We start from the raw sequence: 17677 nt of genomic DNA, 5'->3' as shown, positions 1-17677 counted from the left end.
TCAGCCCGCCGGCGGCGCCTGCGGCTGCTCGCGCACCAGCGCGCGCAGCCGCGTCTCGCGCTCGCCCGCCGGGGGAGCGGCGACCGCGCGCTCCAACGCCGGCCCGCATCCCTGCACCACGGAGAGATGGCGCGCGGCGCGGCCGAACGCCGTGTACACCCAGCGGCGGTCCAGCGCGCCCGCCGCGTCCCCCGGCAGCACGGCGACGACGGCGGGCCAACGCGCGCCGGCCGCCTGGTGCGCCGTGACCGCCCAGCCGTGGCGCAGCGTCTCGGCCACCCGCTCCCTGGGCACCACGAACCTGCCGTCCTCGTCCTCGACCCACAGCCCGCGCTCGTCGGCCTCCACCACCCGCACCAGCCGCAGCTGGCCGGGGGCGGGGGAGTGGGCCGCCCGGTCGCCCGGGTCGAAGCCGCCGAACGCGCCGGGGCCCGCGTTCAACCGAGCCTTGAGTGCCGCGTTCAGCGCCCGGGTGCCGGCGGGGCCGCCGTGCCCGGGGACGATCACCTGCACCTGCTCGACGCCCAGCGCGAAGGCGCGCGGGATGGACTCCGTCACCAGCTGGACCGTGCGGTGGACCGCCTCGCCCGGGTCGGCGACCGGGACGATCACCACCTCCCGGTCCGGCGCCTCGACGCTCGCCAGCTCGCCGACGCCGATCCCGGAGACCAGCTCCCCGACGGGCCCGGGGTCCGGGGTCCGGGAGACGACCTTGGGGAAACGGCCGGAGGCCAGCACATCGGCCAGCACCTGACCCGGCCCCGCCGAGCCCAGCAGCAGCGGGTCGCCGCTGAGCACCAGCCTGGCGCCGTCCGGCAGCGACTCCACCAGCGCCGCCGCGGGCTCCGCGGCCAGCCGCTCCGCGTCGACCACCACCAGCAGGTCCCACGGGAACCGGCCCTCGCCGTCCCGCTCGGGCCCCTCGTGGCCGTCCAGCAGCCCGGACACCGTCACCGCCGCCACCGGCGCCTCGCCGCCCAGCGCGGACGCCAACCGCCGCCGCCCGTCCGGCTGGTGGGCCGCCACGGCGGCCCGCAGCCCCAGCCGCGCGGCGGCCAGCGCCAGCGCCAGCGGCTCCGCCCTGGACGCCTCGCCGCCCGTGTGCGTCACCACGGCGGCCTCGCCGGCCGCGCGGATCAGCTCGGCGGCCGAGGGGCTCGGCGCCTCGGCGGCGGCTGCCGCCCAGCCCTCGGCGGCCTCGCCGCCGGGCGCGGCGAAGGTGCCGCGCAGCCGCCCGAGCCCGTCGGCCAGGCCCTCCTCGGCCATCGCGTAGCGCTCCAGGCCGACCAGCAGCCGCACCTCGGGCTCCTCGCCCTCGGCCGCCGGCGCGTCCGCCGGGGCGCCCCGGTCCTGGAAGACCAGCACCGCGCCCTCCTCGATGGCCGCCCTGACGGCCTCCTCCGGCTCGGGCACCGCGTGCTCGGCGAGCCCGGAGGCCAGCCGGCCCGGCTCCAGCGCCGTGTGCCCGGCCAGCGCCGCGCGCTCCAGCAGCCAGCCGATCAACGCCTGCCCGCGCCGCTCGTCCGCGGGACCCGCCTCGTCGCCCAGCAGCGCCCTGGCGAACTCGTCGGCCTGGCCCGGCGCGACGCCCGGCGTCGCCAGCAGCCGCCACGGGTCGGCGCGCAGCTCCGCCTCCGCGTCCTCCCCGAGCGCGGCGGCGACCCGGGGCGCCAGCGCCTCCGGCGCGCCCCCCGCGGCCAGCAGCCCCGGCAGCCCGTCCGGCACCGGGACCGCCGCCCGCCCCGCCGGCCCGCGCCGCTCCGGCGGCGGCGCCGGCGCCCGCGGCGGCTCGGGGCGGTGGTAGAAGGAGGCGGCGGAGCGCTCACCGCTCTCCACCGCCCGCACGGCGGCCCGCAGCTCCGCCGCGGGATCGGCGGCGGGGGTGGCGTGCTCGGAGGTCACAGCGAACTCCAGTCCTGGTCGGGGTAGTGGTGCACCGGGGCCGACACGTCGTCCAGCGCCCGGCGGATCTCATCGGGAAGACTAAGGGCCTCCACTGACAACGCCTCCTCCAACTGGCGCACCGTGCGCGCCCCCAGCAGCGGCGACGCCACCCCCGGCCGGTCCCGCACCCAGGCCAGCGCCACCTGCCCCGGGGTCACCGCGAGGCCGTCGGCGGCTATGGCGACCGCGTCCACGATCCGGCCGGCCGGCTCCTCCAGATAGGGCGCCACGAAGCCCGACAGCATGTCCGAGGCGCCCCGCGAGTCCGCCGGCCTGGCCCCCTCCCGGTACTTGCCGGTGAGCACCCCGCGCCCCAGCGGCGAGGACGGCAGCAGCCCCAGCCCCAGGTCCAGCGCGGCCGGCAACACCTCGCGCTCCACGCCGCGTTGCAGCAGCGAGTACTCCATCTGCGTGCTGGAGAGCCGGTTCCGCCCGACGGGGGCCGCGAGCTGCCAGGTCGCCGCCTTGGCCAGCTGCCAGCCGCTGAAGTTGGAGACCCCCGCGTAGCGGGCCCGGCCGGTGGCGATCGCCACGTCCACGGCCTGGAGCGTCTCCTCCAGCGGGGTGTCCTGGTCGAAGGCGTGGACCTGCCACAGGTCGACGTGGTCGGTGCGCAGCCGCGCCAGCGAGGCGTCGAGCGCGGCCAGCAGATGCCCGCGCGAGGTGTCGAACCTGCGGTCCGGGTCGGGAACGCTGCCCGCCTTGGTGGCGATCACCAGGTCCGCGCGCGGCACCGCGCTGTCCAGCAGCCGCCCCAGCAGCCGCTCCGCCTCGCCGTCCGCGTAGACGTCGGCGGTGTCCACGAGTGTGCCGCCGGCCGCCCAGAACGTCTTGAGCAACCCGGCCGCCCCGCGTTCGTCGACCTCGCTGCCCCAGGTGAGGGTGCCGAGCCCTAGGCGGGAGACGCGCAGGCCGGTGCGGCCGAGATGCCTGAGATCCATGGCCGTTGAGCGTACTTGCGGGGCACGCTACAGTCCCAGTGACCGGTGCGTTACCGGCGAGTAGGCGTCGTTGAAGGGGATCTCATGCGGCTCGGAATCAACCTCGGCTACTGGGGCGCCGGGATGGACGCGGACAACCTGGCGGTCGCCCAGGAGGCCGACCGGCTCGGCTACGCGGTCTGCTGGGCCGCGGAGGCGTACGGCTCGGACGTGCCGACCGTGCTGTCCTGGGTCGCGGCGCAGACGGAGCGGATCGACGTGGGTTCGGCGATCCTCCAGATCCCGGCCAGGACCCCGGCGATGACGGCGATGACCGCCGCGACGCTGGACAGCCTCTCCGGCGGCCGGTTCCGGCTCGGCCTCGGCGTCTCCGGGCCGCAGGTCTCCGAGGGCTGGTACGGCGTCCGCTTCGACCGCCCGCTGGCCCGCACCAGGGAGTACGTGGAGATCGTCCGCAAGGCCATGTCCCGCGAGCGGCTGACCCACCAGGGCGAGCACTGGACGTTGCCGTTGCCCGAAGGACCCGGCAAGCCGATCAAGCTGACCGTGCACCCGATCCGCGAGCGCGTCCCGCTGTACATCGCCGCCATCGGCCCGAAGAACCTGGAGCAGACCGGCGAGATCGCCGACGGCGCGCTGGTGATCTTCTTCTCGCCCGAGCACGCCGAGGAGACCACGCTGGCGCCGCTGCGGGCCGGCCGGGAGAAGATCGGTCAGACGATGGACGGTTTCGATCTGGTGCCGACCGTTCCCTTGGCCGTCGGTGACGATCTGACGGCGCTCGCCGACCACTTCCGTCCGTACACGGCCCTCTACGTGGGCGGGATGGGCAGCCGCAAGCAGAACTTCTACCACCGGCTCGCCCACCGCATGGGCTTCGGAGAGGCCGCCGACACCATCCAGGAGCGCTATCTCGCGGGCGACAGGGACGGCGCCGCCGCGGCTGTGCCGCACGAGCTGATCGACGCGACCACGCTGATCGGTCCCGTCGAGCGGATCGCCGACCGGATGCGGGCCTTCGCCGACGCCGGCGCCACCACGCTCTCGCTGGCGCCGGCCGGATTCAGCCGCGAGGAGCGGTTCGCCGGTCTGCGCGCGGGCGTCACCGCCCTGGAGCGGGCCGGGCTCGCCTGAGGGCGCCGGGCACAAGGGAGCCGCGGGCCGGACGGGCGTACGGGAGCCGCGGGCCGGACGGACGCACGGCCGGTGGCACGCGACAGGTGTCCCCCGCACGGGGGACGGGCGGCCCCCGGCCCGTTCCCCCGACTGCTCTACCCTGGTCGCCATGCCCACGCTGCTGCTTCTCCGGCACGGCCGGACCACCGCCAACTCCTCGGGGCTGCTCGCCGGCCGCACCCCCGGTGTCGACCTCGACGCCTACGGTCAGGAGCAGGCGGCGGCGCTGCCGGGCCGGCTGGCCGGGGTGCCGCTGGCCGCGGTCGTGCACAGCCCGCTGCTGCGCTGCGCCCGCACGGTCGCGCCGCTGCACGAGGCGCGCCCGGATGTCGCGGTCCACTCCGACGAGCGACTGATCGAGTGCGACTACGGCCGCTGGACCAACGAGCCGCTGAGGGACCTCGCCGAGACGGAGCTGATGCGCACCGTCCGCACCCAGCCGTCCGCCGTCGTCTTCCCCGAGGGCGAGGCGCTGCGGGACGTGCAGCACCGCGTGGTGGCGGCCGTGCGCGAGTGGGACGCGCGGATCGCCGCGGAGCACGGGCCGGAGGCGGTCTGGCTGGCCTGCACCCACGGTGACAACATCAAGGCGGTGGTCGCCGACGCGCTGGGCATGCATCTCGACCTGTTCCAGCGGCTGTTGCCGCACCCCGCCTCGGTGACCGCGATCCGCTACGGCGAACCGCCGCTGCTGCTGCGCTTCGGCGACACCGGTGACCTGGGCGAGTTCGTGCCGCACACGGAGGCCGCGGCCAGGGACACGGACGAGTCCACCAGGTCCCCCGTCGGCGGCGGGGCGTAGTCCGCGTTCCACCTGGCGGTCCCCGGGCGCGGTGATCGTCAGGCGCAGTAGGGTGCACCTGTCCCCGCAATCGAGTCCCCGGAGCAGTACGTGTCCCGTCAGGTCTTCCTCTACGACCCTCCCGAACGCTTTGTCGCCGGGACCGTCGGGTTGCCTGGCCGCCGCACGTTCTTCCTACAGGCGTCGGCGGCCGGCCGCACCACGAGTGTCGCGTTGGAGAAAGCGCAGGTCGAGGCGTTGGCCGAGCGCATCGACGAGCTGCTGGACGAGGTGGTGCGCCGCTCGGGCGGCAACACGACGGTCCCGGCGGTCGCGCCCTCCGAGATCTCCGACACCGCGCCGCTGGTCTCGCCGGTCGACGAGGAGTTCCGGGTCGGCACCATGGCCCTGGCCTGGGACGGCGAGGCCGAGCGCATGATCGTCGAGGCGCAGGCGCTGGTCGAGGTGGAGGCGGACTCCGAGGAGGAGTTCGCGGAGGCCGAGGAGCGGCTGCTGCGGGACGACGAGAACGGACCGCCCATGCTGCGGGTGCGGCTGAGCGGCACCATGGCACGCGCCTTCGCGAAGCGGGCGCTGGAAGTCGTCAACGCCGGCCGGCCGCCCTGCCCGCTGTGCAGCCTGCCGCTCGACCCGGAGGGACATGTATGCCCGCGGCAGAACGGATACCGGCGCAGCCAGACGTGACCACGGGGGAGATCCTCGCCGAGGGCGAGTTGACGGTGCTCGGACGGATCGCCGACGCCTCCAACGCGGTGCTCTACTCCACCGTGGAACGGGACGGCCGCACCCTGCACTGCGTCTACAAGCCGGTGTCGGGGGAGCGTCCGCTGTGGGACTTCCCCGACGGCACCCTCGCCGAGCGCGAGGTCGCGGCCCACGAGGTCTGCCGCGCGCTCGGCTGGGATCTGGTGCCGCCGACGGTGCTGCGCGAGGGCCCGTTCGGCACGGGGATGGTCCAGCTGTGGGTGGGGCCGCCGCCGGACGCGCCCGACTTCGGCCGGGGGCCGGACGAGGGGCTGCTGGCCTTGGTCGAGGGCGAGGAGCCGGGGCCCGGCTGGAAGGCCGTCGGCCTCGCCGAGGTCGCCGAGGGCCGGACGGCGCTGCTGGTCCACGCCGACCACGAGGCGCTGCGCAGGCTGGCGACGTTGGACGCGGTGATCAACAACGCGGATCGCAAGGGCGGCCATCTGCTGCCCCTCCCCGACGGCCGGATCCAGGCGATCGACCACGGGGTGAGCTTCCACACCGAGAACAAGTTGCGCACTCTGCTGTGGGGTTGGGCCGGCGAGCCGCTGCCGGAGGAGATCCGTGCCGCGCTGGAGGGGCTGCGGGCCGAGCTGGCCGAGGGGCGGGAACTGGCCGAACGGCTGGCCGGGCTGCTGACCGCCGCCGAGTGCGCGGCGCTGCGGGAACGCGTCGACGCGCTGCGGGAGTCCGGCACGCACCCGTTGCCGGGCGGTGAGTGGCCGGCGATCCCCTGGCCGCTGGTCTGAGCGCCCTGGCCGCTGCTCCGGGCGCCTCCGCCCGCGGGGCGGGAGCCCTTCGGCCTGCGCGGGCCCGCTCGTGGGGGGCGGGCGGCGGCGGTTAGGCTCGGTGACATGTATGCCTGGCCTGCTTCCAAGGTCCCCGTTCTGCCCGGTCAGAGCCCGGATCTGACGATCCACGACACCGCGCGCCTGCGTTCCGTCACGCTGTCGCCCGGCCCCGTCGCCCGGCTCTACGTCTGCGGCATCACCCCCTACGACGCGACTCACATGGGTCACGCGGCCACCTACACCGCGTTCGACCTCGTGCAGCGGATCTGGCTCGACTCCGGGCGTCAGGTCCACTACGTGCAGAACGTCACCGACATCGACGACCCGCTGCTGGAGCGGGCCGAGGCGACCGGCGAGCCGTGGGCCGCGCTGGCGGAACGGGAGACCGCGCTCTTCCGCGAGGACATGACCGCGCTGCGGATGCTGCCGCCCGAGCACTATGTGGGCGCGGTCGAGGCCATACCCCGGATCGTTCCGCTCATCGAGCGGCTGCGGGAGAGCGGCGCGGCCTACGACGTGGACGGCGACGTCTACTTCTCCGTGGCGTCCGACGACCGCTTCGGCTCGGTCGCGGGGCTGGACGCCGACGAGATGCGGCGGCTGTCCGCCGAGCGCGGCGGCGATCCGGAGCGGGCGGGCAAGAAGAACCCGCTGGACCCGCTGCTGTGGCGGGCCGCCCGCGAGGGCGAGCCCTCCTGGGAGGGTGCCAGCCTCGGCCGGGGCCGGCCCGGCTGGCACGTGGAGTGTGTGGCCATCGCGCTGGACCACCTCGGGATGGGCTTCGACGTCCAGGGCGGCGGCTCCGACCTGGCCTTCCCGCACCACGAGATGGGCGCCTCGCACGCCCGCGTGCTCACCGGCGAACACCCTTACGCGCAGAGCTATGTGCACGCGGGGATGGTCGGCTACCAGGGCGAGAAGATGTCCAAGTCCAAGGGCAACCTGGTGCTGGTCTCCCAGCTGCGCGCGGAGGGCCGCGACCCGGCGGCGATCCGGCTGGCGCTGCTGGCCCACCACTACCGCGCCGACTGGGAGTGGACCGACGCCGTCCTCGCGGAGGCCGAGGCCAGACTGGCCCGCTGGCGGCACGCCGTCTCGCGCCCCGAGGGGCCGTCGCCGGACGCCCTCGTCGCCGAGGTCCGCGCCGCGTTGGCCGAGGACCTGAACGCCCCCGCGGCGCTGCGCGCCGTGGACCGCTGGGCCGAGACCCAGGAACGCGAGGGCGGCGACGCCCCGGGCGCCCCCGGCGTCGTCAGCCGCGCGGTGGACGCGCTGCTGGGCGTCGCGCTGTAGGGCTTGCCGCCCTTGACCGGGAGGGGCTCCGGTGCGGTGCGGGCGTCGAGGCGCCCCCGCGCCGGGGTTTCCCGTCACGGGGGCGCGGGACGAACGCACGGAACGGGGGCTCGGGCGCGGGACCGTGGCCGCGGTGTCACGCCGGGGGCCTCGGCGGTCGCCCTACCCGTGAGGCCCCCTCACCGGCTGCCCGACGTGCTCCGCCCTCCCCGGCCGGGGGCCTCCCGCGGCGGTCGGAGCGACAGCGAGACCCGCTCCCGCACCATGTCGACGTCGAGGATCCTCGCCGTGATCTCCTGACCGACGCGGACGACGTCGGACGGGTGCGCGAACGGGCGCCGGGAGAGCTCCGGAAGGTTGATCATCGCGGTGAAGCCGCCGATGTCCACGAACGTGACGCCGAAGTTGGCGATGTCCGTCACCGTGCCGGTGACGCTCTGGCCGCGCCGCAGGGTCCGCAGGAAGGCCCAGTCGCGGTCGCCCGGTGTCGCGTCCGTCTGCCAGCGTGCGCGGAGGACGCCGTCGCCGTCGGGCAGCACCGCGGTGCACAGCGGCCGGCGCCCGTCGAGGGCCAGCGGGAGGACCGTCGCGGCCCGTGCGCCGGCGAGTCGGGTGGCCACCGTCTCGGGCCGGGGATCGTCGAGGACGGTGCCGGTGATCCGGCCGTCGTCGTCCTCCCGGAGGATCTCCACCGCGCCGTCGTCGGAGAGCGTGGCCAGGGCCGTCTCGACGTCGGTGAGCGGGTCGGTCCAGACCGCCAGCCGGGCGCGCGGGGCCAGGCCGGCGCGCACCGCGTCGACGGTGTCGCGGGTCAGCCGGTGCCACCGGGTGGTGTTGGCGGCGGGGGTCTCCTCCAGCAGCGTGGTGCCGTGAACGGCCACCAGCCAGCGCAGACGCGCCCAGAAGTCGTCGTCCGCGGGACGTGACACCTGGTCCGGGTCGTCCGGGACGAAGTCGTAGGGGGAGGCGTCCAGCCGTTCCGGGAACAGCCCGAGGGACCGGGCGCGGGCCAGCGCGGAGGTGCAGGGGTGGCGACTGCCGAGATAGAGGTACTGGTCCCAGCCGACGTGCGCGGCGAACGCTCCCGGCACCTCAAGACGGCACCACAGCCCGGCCTCGCGGAGCATGGCCCGGACGAGGGCCACGCCGGTCCGGACCGACACCGTTGCCCCGTCGTGGAAGGCCGCGAGACCGCCGGGCAGAACACCGGCCAGCGGTCCCGCGCCGGGGAAGCTCCCGAACTCCGGCTCCCGCACGGCCAGGTGGTCCACGCCTGACTCCTCGGCGAAGGCGGCGACGGTCTCCAGATACGCGGCTTCGACCGGTCCCCGGTCGCTCTCGGCGGACGCGTCACCCGTGTAGCGGCCCCGCTCGTCACGGTCGGCGGGGTCGTACTTGGTGACTCGGTAGACGTGCGGAAGCCTGTCACCGCCCGCCGGGGGTGAGGGAGGCGAGATGTCGTCGGACCGCGTTCCGCTCACGGAGACGCAGTATACGGACGACGGGAACGTGCGACGGGGTAAAAGAGGAACGCGCGCCAACTCCCGCCGCTCGAAAAGGGAGTTGACGCGCGTCGCATGAGAGGGACCCGCCGTCGGCGGCTACTCCTCGGGCTCCTTGCCGCCCGCTTCGGGCTGGCCGCCCTCGCCCTCCTGGGGGCGGGGCCTGCGGGGGCGGTGGGTGCCGGGGTCGCGCAGGTAGGAGCCCTGCTCGCCGGTCGGCGGCTGGCCGTCCCTGCGGCGCAGATAGCGTTCGAACTCCTTGGCGATGGCCTCGCCGGTGGCCTCCGGCAGCTCGGCCGTGTCCCTGGCCTCCTCAAGGGACTTCACGTACTCGGCCACCTCGCTGTCCTCGGCGGCGAGTTGGTCGACCCCGATCTGCCAGGCGCGGGCGTCCTCGGCGAGGTCGCCCATGGGGATGCCCAGGTTGAGCAGGTCCTCCAGCGCGTGGAGCAGGGCCAACGACGCCTTGGGGTTGGGAGGTTGCGCCACGTAGTGCGGCACGGCGGCCCACAGCGTCACGGCGGGGACGCCGGCGTGGCCGCACGCCTCCTGGAGGATGCCGACGATGCCGGTGGGGCCCTCGTAGCGGGACTCCTCCAGGTCCAGGGTGCGGGCCAGGTCCTCGTCCGAGGTCACGCTGGTGACCGGGACGGGGCGGGTGTGCGGGGTGTCGCCGAGCAGCGCGCCGAGCACCACGACCATCTCCACGCCCAACTCGTGGGCGAAGCCCAGGATCTCGTTGCAGAACGAGCGCCAGCGCATACTGGGCTCGATCCCCCGGACCAGGACCAGGTCCCGGCGCCTGACCGGGCCGTCCTCCGAGCCGATCCGTACCACGGAGAGCCTGGTCGTGGGCCAGGTGATGCGTCGCACGCCGCCGTCCAGCCAGATGTGCGGGCGGTTGACCTGGAAGTCGTAGTAGTCCTCGGCGTCGAGCGCCGCGAACACCTCGCCCTTCCACTCACGTTCCAGATGCGCCACCGCTGCGGAGGCGGCGTCACCAGCATCGTTCCAGCCTTCGAACGCGGCCACCATGACCGGGTCAACCAGCTCGGGAACTCCGTCGAGCTCGATCACCCAGCGCCTCCTCCCGGCCGGGACGGAACGGTGTAGTCCCACCCCGGCTGCCATAAGTTTCCGTGCGGCCCCAGCCTACGGCGTGACCGTGCCCAACAGGCCGTCCTCGTACGCCTGCCCGGGGCAGGCTTGTCGCCGGACGTTCACTCTCACGGGGTAGTCGCCCGGACGCGGAGCGGCGCCGTTCGGTGTCCGCCCGCGCGCGCGTGGGGCGTCGCGTGCCCACAGGTGGCGCCGGGCGTGCGTGGGCTTCACCGGCGCGTTCGCCGCGCGCCCCCGGGGCGTGTGGGGGAGGGCACAGTTACTCCGGTCCGCGCATCCTTGTCAACGCCGTCAACGAATCGATGCCCCCTCACCGTGGAGAGGGGAATTTCGGGGGCCGCGTTGACGCGAGAGGTGCCGTTCCCCCCCCCGGGGTCGGGCCGTCCACCGGGCGGCGGATGTCAGGCCGTGGTCACCTCCCAGGGCCCGTCCCGCCCGCCGGGGGCGGCGTCCGGGCCGGCGGGCGGGACGGCCCGCGTCCGGGAGCCGGGGATCGCGTCGAGCAGCTCCCTGGTGTAGTCGTGCCCCGGGGAGGTGAAGATCCGTTCGACGTCCCCCTCCTCCACCACCTCCCCCCGGCGCATCACCGCGACCCGGTGGGCGATGCGCCGCACCACGGCGAGGTCGTGCGAGATGAAGAGGTAGCCGACGCCCAACTCGTCCTGGAGCGTGGTCAGCAGCTCCAGGATCTGGGCCTGGGTGGTGACGTCCAGCGCGGAGACCGGCTCGTCGCAGACCACCAGCTCCGGTTCCGGCGCCAGCGCCCTGGCGATCGCCACCCGCTGCCGCTGCCCGCCGGAGAGTTCCCCCGGCCGCCGGTGCAGCGTCCCGGCGGGCAGCCCGACCCGCTCCAGCAGCTCGGCGGCGCGCGCCCAGCGCACCCGCCGGGGGCCGACCCCGCACGCCCGCAGCGGCTCGCCGATCACCTCGGCCACGGAGAAACGGGGGTTGAGCGAGGCGTAGGGGTTCTGCTGCACGATCTGCACCCGGCGGCGCAGCCGGCGCAGCCGCGCGCCGCCCAGCCGGGTGATGTCCTCGCCGTCGAAGAACACCCGCCCCGAGGTGGCGTCCGTCAGCCGCACCAGCATCCGGGCCGTGGTGGACTTCCCGGAGCCGGACTCCCCGACCAGCGCGAGGGTCTCACCGGCACGCACCTGAAGGCTCACCCCCGCCACCGCGCGGTGCGCGGGCGCGCCGCGCGGCCCGGGGAACTCCTTGACCAGCTCCTCGCCCCGCGCCAGCGGCGGGCGCCCCGGCTCGCGCGGCCCGGCGCCGCGCACCGCCCGCGCGCCGTCCAGGCTGGGCGCCGCCCGCAGCAGCGCCCTGGTGTAGGGGTGCCGGGGCGCGCCCAGCACCCGTTCCGTCGGCCCGGCCTCCACGATCACGCCCCCGGACATCACCGCGATCCGCCGGGCCCGGTCGGCGGCCACCCCCAGGTCGTGGGTGATCAGCAGCACGGCGGTGCCGCTGGAGCGGGTCAACGTCTCCAGGTGGTCGAGGACCTGGCGCTGCACCGTCACGTCCAGCGCGCTGGTCGGCTCGTCCGCGATCAGCAGCCGCGGCCCCGCGGCCAGCGCGACGGCGATCAGCACCCGCTGGCGCAGCCCGCCGGAGAGCTGGTGCGGGAACTGCCGGGCGCGCACGGCGGGTTCCGGTACCCCGGCGCGCTCCAGCAGGGCGACCGCGCGTTCCGCGGCCTCCGCCCGGTCGGCGAGCCGGTGGATCAGCAACGCCTCGGCGACCTGGTGGCCGACGCGCCGCACCGGGTTGAGCGAGACCGTGGGGTCCTGGGGGACGAGGGCGATCTCCCGGCCGCGCAGCGAGCGCAGCCGGCGGGCGTCGACGCGGGTCAGGTCCGTGCCGTCGAAGACGATCCGGCCCGCCTCCCGCACCCCGCCGGCGGGGAGCAGCCCCAGCACCGCCTGTCCCGTGGTGCTCTTCCCCGAGCCGGACTCGCCGACCAGGGCCACCACCTCGCCGGCGGCGACGTCCAGGCTCACCCCGCGCACGGCCTCCTCCACCCCCCGCCGGGTGCGGTAGCTCACCCGCAGATCGCTGAGCGAGAGCAGCGGGCGGCCCGGCACGGCCGGCCCGGGGCGCCGTCCTTCCGCGCGCGCGGCGCCTTCCGTCTCCGCGGTGCCCGGCTCGTGCGCGGTGCCCGGCTCGTGCGCGGTGCCCGGCTCGTTCACGGTGCCTCCCTCGTTTCGTGGTCCAGGGCGCGGGCGACCCGGTTGGCGGCCAGCACGGTCAGCGCGATGGTCAGCCCGGGCAGCGTGGTCAGCCACCAGGAGGTGGCCAGGTAGTCGCGCCCGCCGGCGACCAGCGAGCCCCACTCGGGCTGCGGCGGCGTCGCCCCGTACCCGAGGAAGCTCAACGAGGAGATGGCCAGCACGACCGTGCCGAACTCCACGGCGGCGAAGACCGCGACCGGCCCCCACGCCCCCGGCAGCACATGGCGCAGCAGCACGCCCGACCAGCGGGTGCCGGAGGCGTGCGCCGCCTCGACATACGCGCTCTCCCGCACGCGCAGCACCTGCGCGCGCATCACCCGGGCGAAGCCGGCCACGCCCACCACCCCCACCGCGACGGCCACCCGGGTGGTGCCGAAGCCCAACGCGGTGATCAGCGCCAACGACAGCAGCAGACCGGGGATCGCCAGCAGCACGTCCGCGAACCGCATCAGCAGGTCGTCGACCGCGCCGCCCAGCGCGCCGGCCAGCAGGCCGAGCAGGGAGCCGGGGATCAGGCCGACCGCGACGGCCAGCAGCGCCGCGCGCAGCGTGGGACCGGTCCCGTGCACCGTGCGCGTGAGCAGGTCGCGGCCCAACTGGTCGGTGCCGAAGGGGTGTTCGGCGCTGGGCGGCAGCAGCTTGTCGGCCGGCACCCCGGTCAGCGGGTCCTGGCCGGTGAGCAGCGAGGGTGCGAGGGCGGCGACGGCCACCAGCACCAGCACCACCACCGACAGCAGCAGCCCCGGCGCGCGCGCCACGGCGCGCAGCGCGCTCCCCGCCCGGTGGGGCGCGCGGGGCGCCCGTTCCACGAGACTCACCGCGCCACCGCCCCTCCGGTCGTCACCCGCGGGTCGAGGAACGGGTAGACCAGGTCCACCGCCAGGTTGGCGAGCACGAACGCGACCGCGCCCAGCACCACCAGCCCCTGCACCACGGGGATGTCCTGGACGGTGACCGAGGTGGCCGTCACGCGGCCCACGCCCGTGCGGGAGAAGACGGTCTCCACCACGACGGAGCCGGCCAGCAGGTTGCCCACCAGCACGCCGAAGACCGTGAGCGCGGGCAGCGAGGCGTTGCGCGCGGCGTGCCGGAACGTGACCCGGGCCGGGCTCGCGCCCTTGGCCAGGGCGGTCGCCACATAGGGCTCCTCCCACGCGTCGCGCAGGCTCTTGGCGAAGACCTGCGCCAGCACCGCGGAGGTCGGCAGCGCCAGGGTGAGCGCCGGCAGCACCAGGCTTTGCCAGCCCTGGTCGCCGATGGCCGGCAGCAGCCCCCAGCGGAAGGAGACCAGTTGGATCAGGAGCAGCCCCACCCAGAACGTGGGGGCCGAGGCGCCGAGCGCGGGCAGCGACAGCAGCGTCTGCCGCAGCCAGGGCCGCCTGGTGTGGGCGCCGGCCAGCGCCACGGCGGAGCCGAGCAGCAGCGCCAGGGCGCCAGCCGAGGCCGTGAGCCGCAGCGTCGCCGGCAGCTGTTCGGCGATCAACGCGGTGACCCGTTCCCCCGTCTGCACCGAGGTGCCGAGGTCGCCGGTGAGCGCCGCGCCCAGCCGGTCCAGGTACTGCTCGGCCAGCGGCGCGTCCAGCCCGTACTCGGCCCGCACCGCGTCCAGTTGCTCGTCGGTGACCTCGGTGATCTCCCCGCCGCCGGCGGCCATGATCTCGACCGCGTCGCCGGGCAGCAGGTAGAGCACGGCGAACGAGACGGTGTACGCGGCCCACAGCACGAGCACCGCCTGGAGGAGCCGGCGCGTCAGATAGCGTCCCATCGGCCCGCCGCTCAGCCGTGCCAGGTGTCGTGGAACTGGAGCCGCGAGCTGGCCTCGAAGTCCAGCTCGTGGACGTCGCCGCCGTACCCGAGGACGGTGGTCAGCTCGAAGACGGGGACCAGATAGCCCTTCTCCAGCAGCTCGCCCTGGAGCCGCTCCACCAGCGGGCCCCTGACCTCGGGATCCACCGTGCCGTTCTGCTCGTTCAGCAGCTCCTCCAGCGCGGGGTCGTCCACCCGGGAGAAGTTCGCCAGCGTGTCGGAGAACGCGGCCCGCAGGATGTCGGGGTCGGTGCGGGTGGTGTTGGACCAGGCGTAGTCGTAGTCGCCCTCCTCCCGGACGCCGTTGTACTCGGCGGCGGTGACCGTCCGCAGCACCACGTCGATGCCGACCGCGCGCAGCTGCTGCTGGATCAGTTCCAACGCCGGCTGGTTGGGGCCGAAGTTGGCGCCCCACACGAGGGTCAGCCGCAGCGGCTCGCCGTCCTTGGTCAGCACGCCGTCGGGTCCCTCCCGCCAGCCGGCCTCGGCCAGCAGCGAGGCGGCGGTCTCCGGGTCGTGGGTCAGCAGTGCGGAGTGGTCGGCGTAGAGATCTGTGGTCGAGGCGAGGGAGCTGGTCGCCGGGCGGTAGGAGGGGGAGAGGACCGTGTCCACGATCTCCTGCCGGTCGATCGCCAGCGAGACGGCCCGCCGCACCGCCGGATCGGAGACGAGGGGCCGCTCCAGCTGCGGGAAGAGCGAGAACGGCAGCCCCGGGTTGGCGCGGCGGTGCGGCGTCAGCCCGCTCGCCTCCAGCGTCGCCTCGTCCTGCGGGGCCACCCCGCCGATCGCGTCCACCTGCCCCGAGGAGAGCCCGCCGGTGCGCACCCCGGACTCGGCGATCACCTCGAACGTCAGCCGCTCCAGCCGGGCCGCGCCCGGCGCCTCCCAGAGCGAGGAGCCCCAGGCGTAGTCCTCCCTGCGCACCTGCGTCACCGAGCTGTTGACGCGGTACTCCTCCAGCACGAAGGGCCCCGAGCCCACCACCTCGGTGCAGCGGTCGCCGGGGGAGCGCTCCAGGGTGGCGGGCGCGAGCAGGCCGAGCGCGGGCGTCGTGGTGGCCTGGAGGAACTGGGCGTTGGGCCGGTCGAAGGCGACCTCGGCGGTGTGCGTGTCCCGCACCTCGGTCGAGCGGTAGCCGGTCAGATAGCTGTGCCCCAGCGGCGCTCTGGCGCCCAGCGCGGCGATGCCGTCCAGGTTGAGCCGCAGCGCCTCCGCGTCGACGGGCGTCCCGTCGCTGAACGTCGCGTCGTCGCGGAGGGTGAACGTGTAGACGGTGGCGTCCTCGTTCACCTCCCAGGACTCGGCGAGCCACGGCACGATCTCGCCCGTCTCCGGGTCCTGGTCGGTCAGCGAGTCCACCAGCTGCCTGGCCGGGTAGAGGGAGTCGTTGGTGGCGACCTGCTGCGGGTCGGCGCAGGTGGGCGCCGAGGCGAGGGCGAAGGTCAGCTCGCCGCCCTCGACGGGTTCCCCGGCGTCGCCGCCGGCAGAGGACGAGGCGTTGGCGCCGCAGCCGGCGAGCAGCAGCGCGCCGCAGAGCAGCGCGGCGGGAACGGTGGCACGGCGTCGGACGGGGGAGGGATGACTGAACCGCACGGGCGACAACTCCTTCTGGCCCTGAGTCGGTTCAGTCTCTCCCCCCGGTATTGACGTGGTATGAAGAGCGGATGGTCTATGCGGCCGGCGGGGCATCCCCCTCGGCGGGGGCGCTCCCCTCGGCGTGAGCGCCGCCCTCGCGCCCCAGCACCTCGGCCACCCGCTCGCGCACCTCGGGCGTGTCCAGGCCCCTGATGGTCAACGTGGTGCGCCGCCGCAGCACGTCGTCCTCGGTCTCGGCCCACTCGTGGTCCCTGGCGTAGACGAGCTGCGCCACGATCTCCGGGCTGTCCGGATGCACCCGTTCCCCCAACGCCGGGTCCCTGCGGACCAGTTCGGCGATGTCGAAGGCGAGCGAACCGTAGTGGCTCGCCAGATGGCCCGCCGTCGCGGGGCCGAGCAGCTCCCCGAGGTCGGGGTCGGCCAGCAGCCGGTGGGCGACCGCGTTGGGGCGGGCGACACCCGGCAGCGGCACCCGGCGCACCAGGTCGGAGACGGGCTCCATCTCGTTGCCCAGCGGCTCGCCCGGCAGCTTGGCCAGCTTGCGCAGCACGGTCCGCCCGATGTGGCGGTAGGTGGTCCACTTGCCGCCGGCGACCGACAGCATCCCGCCGGCGCCCTCGGTGACCACCGTCTCCCGCTTCGCCTTGGCGACCCCGCCCGGGCCGCCGGGCAGCACCCGCAGCCCGGCGAAGGCGTAGGTCATCAGGTCCCGGTCCAGCTGCTCGTCGCGCACCGAGTGGCCGGCCTCGTCCAGGATCTGGGCGATGTCCGCCTCGGTCGCCGCGACCTCGCCCGGGTCGCCCTCGTAGGTCTCGTCCGTGGTGCCCAGCAGCAGCTGGTCCTCCCAGGGCAGCGCGAACGTGATGCGGTACTTGTCCACCGGCGTCGCCAGCGCGACCGGCCAGGGCGCCGTCCGCCGCATCACCACGTGCACGCCCTTGGAGAGCCGCACGCTCGGCGCCGCGCCCGGGTCCTCCATCCGCCGCAGATGGTCGACCCAGGGCCCGGTGGCGTTGAGCACCAGCCGCGCGTTCACGCCGAACTCCGAGCCGTCCCGCCGGTCCCGCAGCTCGGCGCCGGTGACCCGGCCCGCGCTCTTGCGCAGCCCGGTGACCTCGGCGTGGTTGAGCACGGTCGCCCCGGACTCGGCGGCGGCGCGCACGGTCATCACGGCGACCCTCGCGTCGTTCATCTGGTGGTCGCCGTAGACCGCGACGGCCTTCAGGCCCTCGGTGCGCAGCCCCGGCACCTTGGCCGCCGCCTTCTTCGCGCTGAGCACCCGGCCGACCCCGTCACCGAAGGCGGAGAGCGCCGAGTAGGCGAAGACACCCGCGCCGAGCTTGGCCGCGCCGTGCGGGCCGCCCTCGTAGACGGGGAGATAGAACGTCAACGGGTTGACCAGGTGCGGGGCGACGTCCTTGGCCAGCACGCGCCGCTCGTGGTGGTTCTCGGCGACCAGCCGCACGGCACCGGTCTGGAGGTACCGCAGACCGCCGTGCACCAGCTTGGAGGACGCGGACGAGGTGGCGCCGGCGAAGTCGCCGGCGTCCACCATCGCCACCCGCAGCCCCGACTGGGCGGCGTGCCAGGTCACCGAGGTGCCCAGGATGCCGCCCCCGATGACCAGCAGGTCGTAGGTCGCCTCGCCCAGTCGCTGCCGGGTCTCGGCGCGCCGTTCGGCGCGGGTCACGGCGGCCGGTTCGGCTGTCGGGTGCGGGGTGTTCATCTGATG

General features: G+C 75.1%; 14 protein-coding genes. 5 read left to right on the top strand and 9 right to left on the bottom strand.

From position 1 onward, the window contains the following. Together FH715_RS13920 and FH715_RS13915 are read right to left on the bottom strand one after the other, a co-directional pair. Entirely contained in the window at positions 1–1902 is a 1902-nt protein-coding gene (locus FH715_RS13920) for a helix-hairpin-helix domain-containing protein (RefSeq protein WP_246108740.1), read from the bottom strand. Next, a complete protein-coding gene (locus FH715_RS13915; protein WP_139645009.1) occupies positions 1899–2885 on the bottom strand; it encodes an aldo/keto reductase in 987 nt (328 codons plus the stop codon). Before FH715_RS13915 ends, FH715_RS13920 begins: the two co-directional genes overlap by 4 nt. Before the next feature lie 84 nt (positions 2886–2969). Here FH715_RS13915 and FH715_RS13910 point away from each other — a divergent pair, with 84 nt between their 5' ends. The 5 genes from FH715_RS13910 (at position 2970) to mshC (ending at position 7691) form a co-directional block, all read left to right on the top strand. Further along, positions 2970–4019, top strand: a complete 1050-nt coding sequence (locus tag FH715_RS13910) for an LLM class F420-dependent oxidoreductase (RefSeq protein WP_139645007.1) — start codon at positions 2970–2972, stop codon at positions 4017–4019. 151 nt (positions 4020–4170) lie between these two features. Then, positions 4171–4863, top strand: coding sequence for an MSMEG_4193 family putative phosphomutase (locus FH715_RS13905; RefSeq protein WP_139645005.1), 693 nt, complete (start codon positions 4171–4173; stop codon positions 4861–4863). A 90-nt stretch (positions 4864–4953) separates the two neighbouring features. Further along, the gene (locus tag FH715_RS13900) at positions 4954–5547 is read left to right on the top strand and encodes a DUF3090 domain-containing protein (RefSeq protein ID WP_139645003.1); all 594 of its coding nucleotides are present in this window, start codon (positions 4954–4956) and stop codon (positions 5545–5547) included. After that, positions 5508–6356, top strand: coding sequence for an SCO1664 family protein (locus tag FH715_RS13895; protein WP_139645001.1), 849 nt, complete (start codon positions 5508–5510; stop codon positions 6354–6356). Before FH715_RS13900 ends, FH715_RS13895 begins: the two co-directional genes overlap by 40 nt. 105 nt (positions 6357–6461) lie before the next feature. Next, entirely contained in the window at positions 6462–7691 is a 1230-nt protein-coding gene (gene mshC / locus FH715_RS13890) for a cysteine--1-D-myo-inosityl 2-amino-2-deoxy-alpha-D-glucopyranoside ligase (RefSeq protein ID WP_139644999.1), read from the top strand. Between the two features lie 179 nt (positions 7692–7870). Here the strand turns inward: mshC and FH715_RS13885 are convergent, their stop codons facing one another. From FH715_RS13885 to FH715_RS13855, 7 genes are all read right to left on the bottom strand, one after another. Then, a complete protein-coding gene (locus FH715_RS13885) occupies positions 7871–9172 on the bottom strand; it encodes a S1 RNA-binding domain-containing protein (RefSeq protein ID WP_246108739.1) in 1302 nt (433 codons plus the stop codon). Positions 9173–9292: 120 nt separating this feature from the next. After that, positions 9293–10270, bottom strand: a complete 978-nt coding sequence (locus FH715_RS13880; RefSeq protein WP_139644997.1) for a PAC2 family protein — start codon at positions 10268–10270, stop codon at positions 9293–9295. A gap of 443 nt (positions 10271–10713) precedes the next feature. After that, a complete protein-coding gene (locus FH715_RS13875) occupies positions 10714–12396 on the bottom strand; it encodes a dipeptide ABC transporter ATP-binding protein (RefSeq protein ID WP_246108749.1) in 1683 nt (560 codons plus the stop codon). 101 nt (positions 12397–12497) lie between these two features. After that, positions 12498–13361: an ABC transporter permease gene (locus FH715_RS13870; RefSeq protein ID WP_139644995.1), complete on the bottom strand. Its 864-nt coding sequence runs from the start codon at positions 13359–13361 to the stop codon at positions 12498–12500. Then, the gene (locus tag FH715_RS13865) at positions 13358–14308 is read right to left on the bottom strand and encodes an ABC transporter permease (protein ID WP_139644992.1); all 951 of its coding nucleotides are present in this window, start codon (positions 14306–14308) and stop codon (positions 13358–13360) included. The genes FH715_RS13870 and FH715_RS13865 overlap by 4 nt, the downstream gene beginning before the upstream one ends. 11 nt (positions 14309–14319) lie before the next feature. Next, positions 14320–15942: an ABC transporter substrate-binding protein gene (locus FH715_RS13860; RefSeq protein WP_246108738.1), complete on the bottom strand. Its 1623-nt coding sequence runs from the start codon at positions 15940–15942 to the stop codon at positions 14320–14322. Between the two features lie 76 nt (positions 15943–16018). After that, positions 16019–17671: a glycerol-3-phosphate dehydrogenase/oxidase gene (locus FH715_RS13855; protein WP_139644988.1), complete on the bottom strand. Its 1653-nt coding sequence runs from the start codon at positions 17669–17671 to the stop codon at positions 16019–16021. Positions 17672–17677 lie beyond the last annotated feature (6 nt).

It is taken from the genome of Streptomyces sedi (assembly GCF_006335015.1).
GTDB classification, from domain to species: domain Bacteria; phylum Actinomycetota; class Actinomycetes; order Streptomycetales; family Streptomycetaceae; genus Streptomyces; species Streptomyces sedi.
The sequence above is the reverse complement of the archived record's forward strand: the minus strand, read 5'-3'. Positions and strand labels throughout refer to the sequence as shown.